The 12,809-nt window shown below is 62.5% G+C and carries 13 protein-coding genes; 12 read left to right on the forward strand and 1 reads right to left on the reverse strand.

Annotated features, from left to right (window positions below; genetic code table 11):
- Positions 1-38: 38 nt before the first annotated feature.
- The gene (gene torS / locus BN1127_RS05395; protein ID WP_042648778.1) at positions 39-2,858 is read left to right on the forward strand and encodes a TMAO reductase system sensor histidine kinase/response regulator TorS; all 2,820 of its coding nucleotides are present in this window, start codon (positions 39-41) and stop codon (positions 2,856-2,858) included.
- A 46-nt stretch (positions 2,859-2,904) separates the two neighbouring features.
- On the opposite strand, the gene BN1127_RS05400 is transcribed toward torS, so the two are convergent.
- Positions 2,905-3,189, reverse strand: a complete 285-nt coding sequence (locus tag BN1127_RS05400) for a hypothetical protein (protein ID WP_042648779.1) — start codon at positions 3,187-3,189, stop codon at positions 2,905-2,907.
- Positions 3,190-3,621: 432 nt separating this feature from the next.
- Between BN1127_RS05400 and glyA the strand changes: the two genes are divergently transcribed.
- The 11 genes from glyA to BN1127_RS05455 all read left to right on the forward strand — a co-directional run bounded on the left by glyA (position 3,622) and on the right by BN1127_RS05455 (position 12,154).
- Positions 3,622-4,875 carry a serine hydroxymethyltransferase gene (gene glyA, locus BN1127_RS05405; RefSeq protein ID WP_042648780.1) on the forward strand — a complete coding sequence of 418 codons (1,254 nt, stop codon included), beginning with the start codon at positions 3,622-3,624 and terminating at the stop codon, positions 4,873-4,875.
- A gap of 128 nt (positions 4,876-5,003) precedes the next feature.
- A complete protein-coding gene (locus tag BN1127_RS05410; protein WP_161507820.1) occupies positions 5,004-5,438 on the forward strand; it encodes a hypothetical protein in 435 nt (144 codons plus the stop codon).
- A 76-nt stretch (positions 5,439-5,514) separates the two neighbouring features.
- Positions 5,515-5,847 (forward strand): NIPSNAP family protein, encoded by a 333-nt coding sequence (locus BN1127_RS05415; RefSeq protein WP_041205183.1) that lies wholly within the window; start codon positions 5,515-5,517, stop codon positions 5,845-5,847.
- A gap of 122 nt (positions 5,848-5,969) precedes the next feature.
- Positions 5,970-6,419 carry a transcriptional regulator NrdR gene (gene nrdR / locus BN1127_RS05420; RefSeq protein WP_005338880.1) on the forward strand — a complete coding sequence of 150 codons (450 nt, stop codon included), beginning with the start codon at positions 5,970-5,972 and terminating at the stop codon, positions 6,417-6,419.
- 44 nt (positions 6,420-6,463) lie between these two features.
- On the forward strand, positions 6,464-7,573 hold the full coding sequence (gene ribD / locus BN1127_RS05425) for a bifunctional diaminohydroxyphosphoribosylaminopyrimidine deaminase/5-amino-6-(5-phosphoribosylamino)uracil reductase RibD (RefSeq protein ID WP_042648781.1): 1,110 nt from the start codon (positions 6,464-6,466) through the stop codon (positions 7,571-7,573).
- Positions 7,574-7,628: 55 nt separating this feature from the next.
- Positions 7,629-8,288 carry a riboflavin synthase gene (locus BN1127_RS05430; RefSeq protein WP_042648805.1) on the forward strand — a complete coding sequence of 220 codons (660 nt, stop codon included), beginning with the start codon at positions 7,629-7,631 and terminating at the stop codon, positions 8,286-8,288.
- Positions 8,289-8,429: 141 nt separating this feature from the next.
- Complete coding sequence (ribBA, locus tag BN1127_RS05435) at positions 8,430-9,539, forward strand: bifunctional 3,4-dihydroxy-2-butanone-4-phosphate synthase/GTP cyclohydrolase II (RefSeq protein ID WP_042648782.1); 1,110 nt, start codon at positions 8,430-8,432, stop codon at positions 9,537-9,539.
- Positions 9,540-9,753: 214 nt separating this feature from the next.
- Positions 9,754-10,224, forward strand: coding sequence for a 6,7-dimethyl-8-ribityllumazine synthase (gene ribH, locus BN1127_RS05440; protein WP_005326596.1), 471 nt, complete (start codon positions 9,754-9,756; stop codon positions 10,222-10,224).
- A 14-nt stretch (positions 10,225-10,238) separates the two neighbouring features.
- The gene (gene nusB, locus BN1127_RS05445) at positions 10,239-10,652 is read left to right on the forward strand and encodes a transcription antitermination factor NusB (RefSeq protein ID WP_025326032.1); all 414 of its coding nucleotides are present in this window, start codon (positions 10,239-10,241) and stop codon (positions 10,650-10,652) included.
- A 57-nt stretch (positions 10,653-10,709) separates the two neighbouring features.
- Positions 10,710-11,669 carry a thiamine-phosphate kinase gene (thiL, locus tag BN1127_RS05450; protein WP_005326601.1) on the forward strand — a complete coding sequence of 320 codons (960 nt, stop codon included), beginning with the start codon at positions 10,710-10,712 and terminating at the stop codon, positions 11,667-11,669.
- A complete protein-coding gene (locus BN1127_RS05455; protein WP_042648783.1) occupies positions 11,666-12,154 on the forward strand; it encodes a phosphatidylglycerophosphatase A family protein in 489 nt (162 codons plus the stop codon). The genes thiL and BN1127_RS05455 overlap by 4 nt, the downstream gene beginning before the upstream one ends.
- Positions 12,155-12,809: the final 655 nt, after the last annotated feature.

Here is a 12,809-nt window from a genome sequence, read left to right on the forward strand (position 1 = left end):
TTATCCGGTCAAAGCCGACCACAACCAAGGTGCTGAGCGTGAGAATCTTTTCCGGCCTGGGTGGCAAGTTGCTACTGGCCTTCTCCCTGATGGCGTTGCTGACCCTGAGTGCCTCCCTGCTGGGCTGGGTGGGGCTTAGCCATCTGCGCCAGCTGGAGCAAGGGGTTCAGCAGACTCTGGCCGATCAGGAGCTGGCACGCACGCTCTCTCGCCTCAGTGGCGAGATCCAGAGCGCGTCACGGCTGCTGGCCACCGCGACCAGCGAGCAGGAGCGGGAGCATCAGGGACGCTTGCTCACCCTGCAGGGGCAACAGCTGCAGCAGGTGCTGGCACAACTTGGCCGTGGGCAGGGTGCCATCACCCTCGATCAGCTCAGCCAGAGCATCATCGGCAATCTGGGTCAGCAGGGCTGGCTGGTGGGAGAGCGACTGACCCTGATGGCGCAGGGCGAGGCGCAGCGGGCCCGTCTGGTGGCGGCGGCCGGGCAGATCGCCGAGCTGGCGCGCAGCCAGATGGAGAACGCCGAAACCGTGATGGTGGCGGGGCTGGACTCCCTCTATCAACAGCAAGGGGGGCTGGCGACTCAGACACTGGATCGCCTGCTGGAGCAGGATCTCGACTGGCTGGAGCAGATGACCGAGCTCCGTCATCGCACTTTGATGCAGCAGCAACGCATTGAGGAGATGTGGCGCAGCGAACGGCAGGAGCAACTGCAAACACTGCTGCACGATGGGCAGCGGGAGCTGGCCATCTTGCAACTGCGGGCCGGGGCGGTGACCGATCCGGCGCGCCGTCAGGCGGTGGAGCAGGCGCTGACCGTGCTGGCGCAGAGCGACAAGCTGGTGCAGCTGCGCAGCGACTGGCTCGGTAAGGGGGAGGCGCTGCGGGTGCTGGCCAGCGCCAATGAGGCCTTGATGAGCAGTCTCAACCAGCAGGTGGGTGACTTGGTCAACCGCGCCCGCGACTCCCTGGGAGAGAGTCAGCAGGCCCTGAGCCAGCGCCTCAGGCTGTTGGAGCAGGCCCTGATGGGGATAGGTCTGCTCACCCTGGTGCTGCTGATGCTGTTGATGTGGCGCATGGTCTACGGCCGCATCGTCTGGCCGCTGCAACACGCGGTGAAGGGCATGAGCCGGTTGGCGCGAGGGGATCTGGCCCCTCTTGAGCCGATCGCCGGAGCGGGCCGCGATGAGCTGGCGGAGCTGGGCCGGGCCCTGCAGGTGTTTCGTGACAATGCGGTCGAACTGGGCCGCCATCAGCGCGAGCTGGAGACGCGGGTCGAGGAGCGCACCGGTCAGCTCAGCCATGCCAACCTGCGCCTCAACGAAGAGGTGGATAAGCAGCGGCAGGCACGTGCCGAGGCGGAGCAGGCCAACCGGGCCAAGTCGGTCTTTCTCGCCACCATGAGCCACGAAATTCGCACTCCCATGAACGGCATTCTGGGGGGGCTGACCCTGCTGGAGGATACCCACCTGAGCGAGACCCAGCGGCGCTATCTCGCCGCCATCGAGCACAGCGGTGAATCCCTGTTGGAGATCCTCAACGACATCCTCGATTACTCCAAGATCGAGGCGGGCCACGTGGAGGCGCGCCGGGAACCCTTCCCGCTGCATCAACTGGTCGATGAGCTGAGTGCCTTGTTCAGACCCAAGGCAGAGGCCAGAGGAGTGGCCCTGGTGCTGGAATACGCCCCCGCCCTGCCTCCCGTGGTGGAAGGGGATCTGGGCAAGCTGCGCCAGGTGCTCGCGAACCTCTTGGGCAACGCGGTCAAGTTCACCGCCAGGGGGCGGATCTGCCTCGAGGTGAGCCCCCTCCCATGCGGCGGCCCCTGCGCCGAGCCCTGCATCCTGTTTGTGGTGAGCGATACCGGCCCCGGCATTCCTGAGCATGAGCAGGAGGCGGTGTTCGAGGCGTTCCGCCAGCGCAAGCGGGACATGGGGCACCAGGGGGGCACCGGACTCGGGCTTGCCATCAGCCGCAAGCTGGTGGCCGCCATGGGGGGAGATCTGCGTCTCGCCAGCCGGCCCAGAGAGGGTTGCCGCTTCAGCTTCAGTCTGCCCCTGCAACGCTCGGCCGCCCAGCTGCCGGCCGCGGCCCAGCCGCTGCACCTCGGCCAGCCTCGCGAGATCCTGCTGGTGGAAGACAACGAGATCAACCGGCTGGTGGCGCAGGGCATGCTGACTCGCCTGGGTCATCGCGTCACCCTGGCGGAAGATGGTCGCAGCGCACTGGCGCGGGTGACCGAGCTTCCCTTCGAGCTGGCGCTGCTCGACATCAACCTGCCCGACATGGACGGGATGACGCTGCGCGAAGATCTGGCCGCCATCAGCGAGGAGGTGCACGAGCGGCCGCTGCCCGCCATCGCCATCTCGGCCCAGATGTACCCCGAGGATATCCGCCTCTGTCTGGAGGCGGGTTTTGCGGACTTTGTCGGCAAGCCGGTGCGCCTGGCGGCGCTGGCCAGCGCCATCGACCGTCAGTTCCAGATAGAGACAGTGCAGGCCCTGCCGGACGCGAGGGTGGGCACCGTCAGTCCGCCCGCCCCCCAGGCCGCCAACCCCGTGCTGGACGCCGATCTGGCCTTGCTCGGCAGCCAGCGCATCCGTCAGCTCATCGGATTGTTTGAATCCCAGGGGGCGGCCCTGGTGGCCGCACTGGTGCGGTGCGAGGGGGAAGAGCGCAAGGGAATGGCCCACAAGCTCAAGGGCAGTGCCCTGGCGCTCGGGCTGGATGACTTTGCCGCGCAGTGCGCCGCCCTGGAGGCGGGGGACGCTGATCCGGCGGGGCTGGCCGGGGAGTTTGATGCGGCGGTGGCGATGCTGAAGGCGTGGCAGGAGAAGCAGCTGTCGGCCCCGACATGAGCCTCAACCTAGTCTGTTGCCGACGGCTGATCCGCCCGTACTCTCTTTACATTTCGTCCCGATAGAGTGCCTGCTTGCAGCGGGGGCAGATGTGCTGGCGCCGGTAGTCAGCCTGGTGCACCACGCCCACTTCGAGCTGCTGATGGTGGCCGCAATGGATGCAGAAGATGAGGTCACCATCGATGGCCTCGGGGTGGGCCGCCAGGTATTGCTCCCGGGTGGGCAGCGTCTCCCAGCGGGTGGTGCAGGTGCCCTTGCGACTGCCGGTGTAGTAGACCCAATAGAAGATGGCAAAGACCGAGACAATCACAAACAGCATCAGGTGATCCATCGTGGAGTTCCCCCTTGTGGTGAGAGAGGCACACGCAGGGCTGTGATGTAACCCTGTGCGCCAAAGGACCCTGCCGTTGTCAGCTCATGGCCGCTCGCCAGGCTTCGCAACCGCGGTGCCGTCTAAAGATGTTATCTGTTAGTAAATGCTATATCCATGATCTGGCTCTGGTTTTGCCCTTCAATGGGGAGGACTCGGAGGGCGGGTCAGACAGATTCGCCGGGCGCCCCAGGAGGGGCCGAGCCGACGGAAGGGACGCAGGCCCCGCGGAAGGCAAGGGGAAAGAGGGGTGTCCGGCTTCGAAAATTGCGACGTATTTTACATTTTATAAACAAGTTTTTGGGTGGTTGGACTGTCTCTTTGATCCAGCTCACGTTACAATGCGCGGGCCCACTTCACCTATCGCGCAAACGATTTTCAGGAGATAAACGGATGTTGAAACGTGACATGACCATCGCCGGCTATGATCCAGAGCTGTGGCAGGCCATCACAGACGAAACCCGTCGTCAGGAAGAACATATCGAGCTGATCGCGTCTGAGAACTACACCAGCCCCCGTGTCATGGAAGCCCAGGGCTCCCAGTTGACCAACAAGTACGCTGAAGGCTACCCGGCCAAGCGTTACTACGGTGGTTGCGAGTACGTCGACGTGGTCGAAACCCTGGCCATCGAGCGCGCCAAGGAACTGTTTGGTGCCACCTACGCCAACGTGCAGCCGCACTCCGGCTCCCAGGCCAACAGCGCCGTCTACATGGCCCTGCTGCAGCCGGGTGACACCGTGCTGGGCATGAACCTGGCCCACGGTGGCCACCTGACTCACGGCTCCCCGGTGAACTTCTCCGGCAAGCTGTACAACATCATCCCCTACGGCATCGATGAGTCCGGCAAGATCGACTACGACGAGATGGAGCGCCTGGCCGTCGAGCACAAGCCGAAGATGATGATCGGTGGCTTCTCCGCCTACTCCGGTATCGTTGACTGGGCCCGCATGCGCGAAATCGCCGACAAGATCGGTGCCTGGCTGTTCGTTGACATGGCCCACGTGGCCGGTCTGATTGCCGCGGGCGTCTACCCGAACCCGGTGCCCTACGCCCACGTGGTCACCTCTACCACCCACAAGACCCTGGCCGGTCCCCGTGGTGGTCTGATCCTCTCCGCCGCCGACGACGAAGATCTGTACAAGAAGCTGAACTCCGCCGTCTTCCCGGGTGGTCAGGGTGGTCCGTTGATGCACGTCATCGCCGGCAAGGCCGTAGCCTTCAAGGAAGCACTGGAGCCCGGGTTCAAGACCTATCAGGCCCAGGTCGTCAAGAACGCCAAGGCCATGGCCGCTACCTTCATGGAGCGCGGTTACAAGATCGTCTCCGGCGGTACCGACAACCACCTCATGCTGGTTGACCTGATCGGTCGCGAGCTGACCGGTAAAGAGGCCGATGCGGCGCTGGGCAAGGCCAACATCACCGTCAACAAGAACTCGGTGCCGAACGACCCGCGCTCCCCCTTCGTCACCTCGGGTGTGCGGATCGGTACCCCGGCCATCACTCGCCGTGGTTTCAAGGAAGCCGAGTCCATCGCGCTGACCAACTGGATCTGCGACGTGCTGGACAACCACGACAACGACGCCGTGCTGGCCACCGTTCGCGAGAAGGTGCTGGACATCTGCCGCCGTTTCCCTGTCTATGCCTGATCGGCCGGACAGTCTGGTTTGAGATCAATGCCACCTTCGGGTGGCATTGTTTTTTGCGGCGTTCGGCAACACGAGAGGGCCTGATGACTCTGAACTGCGAAGAGAATAGCTGGCAAGGCAAAGTAGCCATGGCCAGTGAACAGCAAGACAAGGCGCTGGAGGCGGCGCTCAGGCAGGCGATCCGCGCCCAGTATCACTTTCGCCCCAGCGAACAGGGGCTGCTGGCATGGGACGTGCGCCGACTGGTGCGGTTGAGCCGAGCGCTGCCGGTGCAGGCGGTGGCGCTTGGCGAGATTGCCGAGCTCGACCAGGTGCACTGGTACGGCCATGGTGCCGCCAGCCCCACGGTACGCAGCGTGGTGGAGCACTGCCAGTTGATGATGGCGGCCGATCTCGCCTATCCCATCCTGCTGGACAGCGCCGGCCGGGTCATGGATGGCATGCATCGGGTGGGCAAGGCATTGATGCTGGGCCACAGCCATATCGAGGCGCGCCGCTTTGTCGTTGATCCGGCGCCCGACTATCAGGGTTGCGACCCCGATGCCCTGCCTTATGACGACTGAGCCAGGTTGATTGGATGATTAGGGCGAACATCGGAAACACTATTTTTTCAAGAGATGGATTGCTGGAGATAGCTCAGTGAAGAGAGTGCTAGAGATTCGAAACTATCGGCTCAAAGCCGGGAGTCGAGCGATTTTTCATGCGTTGGTGGCAGAGCAGAGTTTGCCTTTACATCGTGAGTGGGGAATGGATGTGGTGAATCACGGGCCCTCCCTGCATGATCCGGACGTTTATTTCTTGATGCGGGCTTACGATGATCTTGAGGAGTTGAACCGTTCACAGGCGGCATTCTATGCCACTGAAGCATGGCGGAGAGGTCCGAGAGAAGCCATTGTCGAGTTGATCGAGAGCGACGCAAATACTGTGCTCTGGTTGCCTGATGTAGCCATTGATGCACTCCGTGGCTGCTGATGACATCTGTAGCATCCCTTGTTTTCACGGGCTTTTACCGGTTCTGGATGGCCGTGCTACACTGGCCGACCTAGAGCCGGCCCCCGGGGCAGGCGCCCTTTTCCGTCAACGCCGGAGGTCCGATGCATTGCCCTTTCTGTAGTGCGGTAGATACCAAGGTGATCGATTCCCGTCTGGTGGCAGAAGGCCACCAGGTGCGCCGCCGTCGTGAATGCCTGCTCTGCCACGAGCGCTTCACCACTTTCGAGATGGCCGAGCTGGTGATGCCCCGCGTCATCAAGTCCAACGGTTCTCGCGAGCCGTTCAACGAAGACAAGCTGCGGGCCGGCATACTGCGGGCGCTGGAGAAGCGGCCGGTGAGCATGGAGGCCATCGAGAAGGCGGTCAATCACATCAAGTCCCGCCTGCGCGCCACCGGCGAGCGCGAAGTCGCGTCCGAGCTGGTGGGCAACCTGGTGATGGATGAACTCAAGAGTCTGGACAAGGTGGCCTACATCCGCTTCGCCTCCGTCTACCGCAGCTTCGAAGACATTCGCGAATTCGGCGAAGAGATCGCCAAGCTGGAGAAGTAACGTTTCCTTCCCCCAGGGCAGGATGTTTTGTCAGAGGAGCCCAGATGTTTAGTCAAGACGATTACCAATGGATGAGCCGGGCCCTCGAACTGGCCCGCCGAGGTCGTTACACCACGGCCCCGAACCCCTGTGTCGGTGCCGTGCTGGTGAAGGCCGGCGTGGTGGTGGGGGAGGGCTGGCACAAGCGGGCTGGTGAGCCCCATGCCGAAGTCTATGCCCTGCATGCCGCCGGTGAAGAGGCTCGCGGCGCCACCGCCTATGTGACCCTGGAGCCCTGCTCCCATCACGGTCGCACGCCCCCCTGCGCCGAGGCGCTGATCAAGGCCGGCGTGACCCGGGTGGTGGCGGCCATGGTGGATCCCAATCCCCAGGTGGGAGGACGCGGGTTGCGCATGTTGTCTGAGGCCGGCATCAAGACCGACTTCGGCCTGCTGAGCGCCGAGGCCGAGGCCCTCAACCCGGGCTTTTTCAAGCGGATGCGCACCGCCTTCCCGCAGGTAACGGTCAAGCTGGGGGCCAGCTTGGACGGTCGCACCGCCATGGCGAGCGGCGAGAGCCAATGGATCACCTCTCCGGAGGCGCGCCGCGACGTGCAGCGGCTGCGTGCCCGCCACGATGCGGTGCTCTCCAGCGCCGAGACGGTGCTGGCCGACGGCGCCTCCCTGACTGTGCGCTGGGACGAGCTGCCGGCCTCGGTCAAGGCAAGCTACCCCAAAGAGACGTTGCGCCAGCCGCTGCGGGTCATCGTCGACTCGCAAAACCGGCTGACCCCGGACCTGCCTCTGTTTCAGAGTGAGGGCCCTGTGCTACTGGCCCGCCACAGGGTCGACGGGGACTGGCCTGCCTGGGTGCAGCAACTGACCCTGCCGCTGCTGGATGGCAAGCTGGATCTGGTCAGCCTCTTCATGCTGCTGGCCAAGCAGAACATCAACTCTGTGCTGGTGGAGGCGGGGCCGCGGCTGTGCGGCGCCCTGCTGGAGAAGGGGTTGGTGGACGAGCTGGTGCTCTATCAGGCGCCCAAACTGATGGGGGATGAGGGGCGCGGCCTGTTCCACCTGCCAGGGCTGATGCGTCTGTTCCAGGCCCCCAAGCTCACTCTCAAGGATGTGCGCATGGTCGGCCAGGATATTCGCATTACCGCCAAAATAGCCTGATTTATCAATGTTCAAGGGGGCAGTACCTGCCCCCGTCATCAGCAAGGTGATCTGCATGTTTACCGGAATTATCGAAGCCATGGGCACCCTGGCCGCCCTGCACCGTCAGGGGGATGACATGGCCCTCACCGTCCATGCCCCGACCCTGGACTTTGGCGATGTCAAGCTGGGCGACTCCATCGCCACCAACGGCGTCTGCCTCACCGTGGTGGCCCTGGGGGACAAGAGTTACACCGCCGACGTCTCCCTTGAGACGCTCTCTCGCACCGGTTTTGCCGAGGCCAGGGTGGGGGATCCGGTGAACCTCGAGAAAGCGCTGATGCCGAGCTCCCGCCTCGGTGGCCACCTGGTCTCGGGCCACGTCGATGGCATCGGCGAGGTGAAGAGCAAGTCCAGCAGCGGCCGCGCCATCGAGTACTGGATCAAGGCACCGGCAGCGCTCTCCCGCTATATCGCCGAAAAGGGCTCCATTGCGGTGGATGGCATCAGCCTGACGGTCAACGCCGTGCAGGGGGATCTCTTTCGCCTGACCATAGTGCCCCACACCGCCCAGGAGACCACCATAGCCCGGTGGAAACCGGGTCATCGCGTGAACCTCGAGGTGGATCAAATCGCCCGCTATCTGGAGCGGCTGATGCAGGGGAGGGGACAGGAAAAGGAGCAGAATGCATCCAGCCTGACCCTGGATAAGCTGGCCCAGTCCGGTTTCCTGTGACGCGGCACGGTGCGGGAAAAACGCTTTTCTGTGATCCCGCTCCGATTGAAATGGGGCCCAGCGCCCCCATCTAGAGCAAAATAGGCAGTATCAAGCCGAGCCGGCAGGCTCAACCCCCCAAGCATGTTGATGGAGTAGCCCATGGCGCTGAGCACAACCCAGGAAATCATTGCCGATATCAAGGCAGGCAAGATGGTGATCCTGATGGATGACGAAGACAGGGAGAACGAAGGGGACCTCATCATGGCCGCCTCCTGTGTCCGTCCGGATGATATCAACTTCATGGCGCGCTACGGTCGTGGCCTCATCTGCCTGACCCTGACCCGGGATCGCTGCAAGCAGCTGGCGCTGCCGCTGATGGTTGACCGCAACAACGCCCAGTTCTCCACCGCCTTCACCGTGACCATAGAAGCGGCCGAGGGAGTGACAACCGGCATCTCCGCCGCCGACCGCGCCGTCACCGTGCAGGCTGCTGTTGCGCCGAACGCCAAGGCTGCCGATCTGGTGCAGCCCGGCCACATTTTCCCGCTGATGGCGCAGGATGGTGGCGTGCTGACCCGTGCCGGTCACACCGAGGCGGGTTGCGATCTGGCCCGTCTGGCGGGTTACGAGGCGGCGTCCGTCATCGTCGAGATCCTCAACGAAGACGGCACCATGGCGCGCCGTCCGGATCTGGAAGTCTTCGCGGAGCAGCACGGCATCAAGCTGGGCACCATTGCGGATCTTATCGAGTACCGCAACCAGCACGAGACCACGGTAGAGAAGGTGGCCGAGTGCAAGCTGCCCACCGAGTTTGGCGAGTTCGACCTCGTCACCTTCCGCGACACCATCGACAATCAGGTGCACTTCGCCCTGAAGAAGGGGGAAGTGAAGGCCGACCAACCGACCCTGGTGCGGGTCCATCTGCACGACGTGCTGAGCGATCTGCTGCTGACCGACCGTCACGCCGCCCGCAGTTGGCCCTTACCCAAATCCATGGCCCGCATCGCCGAAGAGGGCGGTGTGCTGGTGATCCTGGGGGCAGAAGCCCATGGCGAGGAGCTTCTGGCCCGGGTCAAGGGGTTCGAGGCCGCCGACAAGGGGCTGCAACCGGAAGGGGCCAAGTGGCACGGCACCTCGCGCCGGGTCGGCGTGGGCTCCCAGATCCTCAAGGCGCTCGGCGTCGGCAAGATGAGACTGCTGAGCTCGCCGAAAAAATACCACGCCCTCGGCGGTTTCGGTCTGGAAGTGGTGGAGTACGTCGGCGAGTAAGCACCTTGGTACTTGCTTGATGAAGTACCATCGCCCTGCCAGCGGATTCGACCCGGAGGTTGTGGAATTCGTCGGTGAACAAGCCCCTCTGACGGGGTAAATGACGATCATGGCCGCTCGTTGCGGCCATGGTTTTTTGTCGCGGCTCTGTTGTGCTAGAATGCGTGCACTTTTGGCCCCGGCCCCTATTGATTGCACAGAGACAGGATTTCCAATGAAGATTATCGAAGGGAATATCGCCGCTCCCGAGGCGCGTGTTGCTATTGTCGTTGCCCGTTTCAACAGCTTCATCAATGACAGCCTGGTGAACGGTGCGGTAGACGTACTGAAGCGTCAAGGCCAGGTCCAGGACAGCAATCTCACCCTGGTGCGCGTGCCGGGTGCCGTCGAAATTCCCCTGGCAGCCAAGAAGCTGGCCAAGAGCGGTCAATACGACGCCATCGTCGCGCTCGGTACCGTCATCCGTGGCGGCACCTATCACTTCGAACTGGTGGCGAGCGAGAACGGCAAGGGGCTGGCCCAGGTGATGATGGAGTATGACATTCCCGTCGCCTTCGGCGTACTGACCACTGAAAACATTGAACAAGCCATCGAGCGCGCCGGTACCAAGGCGGGTAACAAGGGTGCAGAGGCTGCACTGAGCGCGCTCGAAATGATCAACGTCCTGAAACAGCTGGACGTGTAACGAGGAGAAGTACATTGAAACCGTCCGAGCGCCGTAAGGCCCGTCATTGCGCCACCCAGGCCATCTACCAGTGGCAGATGACCCAGGCAAACGTGGGCGACATCGAAGAGCAGTTCAAGATCGATCAGGACACCAAGGGTGTGGACCTGAGCTATTTCCGCGATCTGCTGTTCGGGGTAGCGGTCCACTGCAACGAGCTGGACAAGGTGTTCTCACCTTTCCTCTCCCGTCCGCTGGAAGAAGTGGACATGGTGGACAAGGCGATCCTGCGTCTGGCGACCTACGAGCTGACCCGTCGTGATGATGTGCCGCCGCGCGTGGTGATCAACGAAGCGATCGAGCTGGCCAAAGCCTTCGCCGCCGATGACAGCCACAAGTTTGTCAACGGCGTACTGGACAAGGTGATCAAGACGCTGCCCAAGCGTTGATCCCGCCGTCCGTAAGCATTTAAGAGAGGAGCCAGCTTATTGCTGGCTTTTTACTGTATGGGTGAATTTGAGCTGATTGAGAAGTACTTCAAGGTCCCCCACGCCCGCAAGGACGTGGTGATGGGACCAGGGGATGACTGCGCCCTGCTGACCCTGCCCCCCGATACCCAACTGGCGGTGAGCACGGATACCCTGGTGAGCGGCGTGCACTTCTTCCCGGACATGGATCCGGTGGATCTGGGGTACAAGGCGCTGGCGGTCAACCTCTCCGATCTCGCCGCCATGGGGGCCGAGCCGCGCTGGGTCTCCCTGGCACTGACCCTGCCCGCCGTCAACGAGGCCTGGGTCGCGGGCTTTGCGGAAGGGTTCCTCGAGCTTGCCGAATATTACAATGTGGCCCTGGTGGGGGGGGACATGACCCGCGGGCCACTCTCCATCACCGTCTCGGTGAAGGGCTCCGTGCCGACCGGTCGTGCCCTGATGCGCAGCGGTGCCAGGGTAGGGGACGGCATCTATGTCACCGGCACCCTGGGGGATGCGGCCCTGGCCCTCTCCCATCTGCTGGGCAAGCGCACCCTCAACGAGAACCAGCTGGCGGCCGTGCTGCCCAGGCTCGATCATCCCCATCCCCGCATCCTGGCAGGTCAAGCCTTGCGCGGGCTGGCGAGCAGCGCGCTGGATCTCTCTGACGGCCTGGCTTCCGATCTCGGTCATATCCTCAAGGCGTCCGGTGTACGGGCCCAGATCGATCTCGACCTGCTGCCGCTCTCGCCGGTGTTGCAGGACGCCGTGCCCGCACGGGATGCCTGGCAGCTGGCGCTGGCCGGCGGCGATGACTACGAGCTCTGCTTCACCGTGCCGCAGGAGCATCACGGTGCCCTGGACACGGCGCTGGCCAACTGTGGCGTCAGGTTCACCCGCATCGGCCGTATCCAGGCCGGCGACCCCGGCATCGACTACGTGCAGGGTGAACAGCCGGTCGAGCTTCATCTCAAGGGCTGGGATCACTTCGCATGAGCTTTTTCAAGATAAGCCCCGAACTGAAAAGCCTGAGCCTGAAGAACCCGCTCCACTGTCTGGCGCTGGGTTTTGGTGCCGGCCTCTCCCCCAGGGCGCCGGGCACCATGGGGACTCTGGTGGCCATTCCGCTCTACCTGCTGGCGAGCGGCCTGCCGACGCCCTGGTTCATCGCCCTGCTGGCGGTGGGGTTCGTGGCGGGCATTCGCATCTGTCAGGCGGCTACCGATGCCATCGGCATGCCGGATCACGGCGCCATCGTCTGGGACGAGGTGATAGGGTTCGGCGTCACCATGATAGCGGCCCCCGTCGGCTGGGAGTGGGTACTGGCCGGCTTCGTCCTGTTCCGGCTGTTCGACGTGCTCAAGCCCTGGCCCATCTCCTGGTTCGATCGCCGTATCCACGGTGGGCTAGGCATCATGCTGGATGACCTCATCGCCGGTCTGTTCGCTTTGCTCTGCATGCAGCTGCTGGCCCGCTGGTAAGGCGGGTCGGCGATCACGGCCGTCATGGCAGGCCTGGCCCTCGCTGCCGCGCAGTTTCATCGTCTGTCTGCCCACTCTTTCCATACAATTAAGCTTCAGGCGCAGTTCCTTGATGGGACTGCGCCTTTTTGTATGCAATCCCTCCGCCTTGTCCGGTGATGGCGCATTGGGCTCTGGCAGATCATTCTGAGTTGACCCTATTTATCTCTGCTTAGTTTTCCTTCATCCAGATATGCTGCCGTTAAAAAATCATTTCACATAAATATTCACTACTCATTCGAAGCTGCGTAGTCTGCATTGAATAGTGGATTCGATTGCTTGTTACATCTTTGTTGAAATTTAAATAAGCTAATCTCTCGCGTTGCCATCACAATCTCTGTTAATGTGATATTTATCGACATTTTGCGCCAATGACGAGTGCGTTATCTGCGCAAAGTATTGCGAAATTGTATAACTGGATCATTTACACCCGCGGGCAAACCGACTAACTTACTCGCGGGTTATTCCAAAAAAATGCAAAAAACCCGCCCGGATCGCTGGTTTGGCTGCCTCATGGATTGAGCGTTTACTGCACAAGACAAGCTCTCAATATAAGTACCAAGGCACACCAGCATCTGCGGCTGATTTACGGACGAATTATTTGGGACGGATGTCC

Source organism: Aeromonas media (genome assembly GCF_000819985.1).
GTDB lineage: Bacteria > Pseudomonadota > Gammaproteobacteria > Enterobacterales > Aeromonadaceae > Aeromonas > Aeromonas media.

Bases quoted from the DNA above. Each gene is read 5' to 3' on its own strand.
- ribH (WP_005326596.1), top strand. From the start codon at position 9,754: ATGAAGATTATCGAAGGGAATATCGCCGCTCCCGAGGCGCGTGTTGCT.
- BN1127_RS05430 (WP_042648805.1), top strand. From the start codon at position 7,629: ATGTTTACCGGAATTATCGAAGCCATGGGCACCCTGGCCGCCCTGCAC.
- BN1127_RS05410 (WP_161507820.1), top strand. From the start codon at position 5,004: ATGGCCAGTGAACAGCAAGACAAGGCGCTGGAGGCGGCGCTCAGGCAG.
- ribBA (WP_042648782.1), top strand. From the start codon at position 8,430: ATGGCGCTGAGCACAACCCAGGAAATCATTGCCGATATCAAGGCAGGC.
- thiL (WP_005326601.1), top strand. From the start codon at position 10,710: ATGGGTGAATTTGAGCTGATTGAGAAGTACTTCAAGGTCCCCCACGCC.
- ribD (WP_042648781.1), top strand. From the start codon at position 6,464: ATGTTTAGTCAAGACGATTACCAATGGATGAGCCGGGCCCTCGAACTG.
- BN1127_RS05455 (WP_042648783.1), top strand. From the start codon at position 11,666: ATGAGCTTTTTCAAGATAAGCCCCGAACTGAAAAGCCTGAGCCTGAAG.
- nrdR (WP_005338880.1), top strand. From the start codon at position 5,970: ATGCATTGCCCTTTCTGTAGTGCGGTAGATACCAAGGTGATCGATTCC.
- BN1127_RS05400 (WP_042648779.1), bottom strand. From the start codon at position 3,189: ATGGATCACCTGATGCTGTTTGTGATTGTCTCGGTCTTTGCCATCTTC.
- glyA (WP_042648780.1), top strand. From the start codon at position 3,622: ATGTTGAAACGTGACATGACCATCGCCGGCTATGATCCAGAGCTGTGG.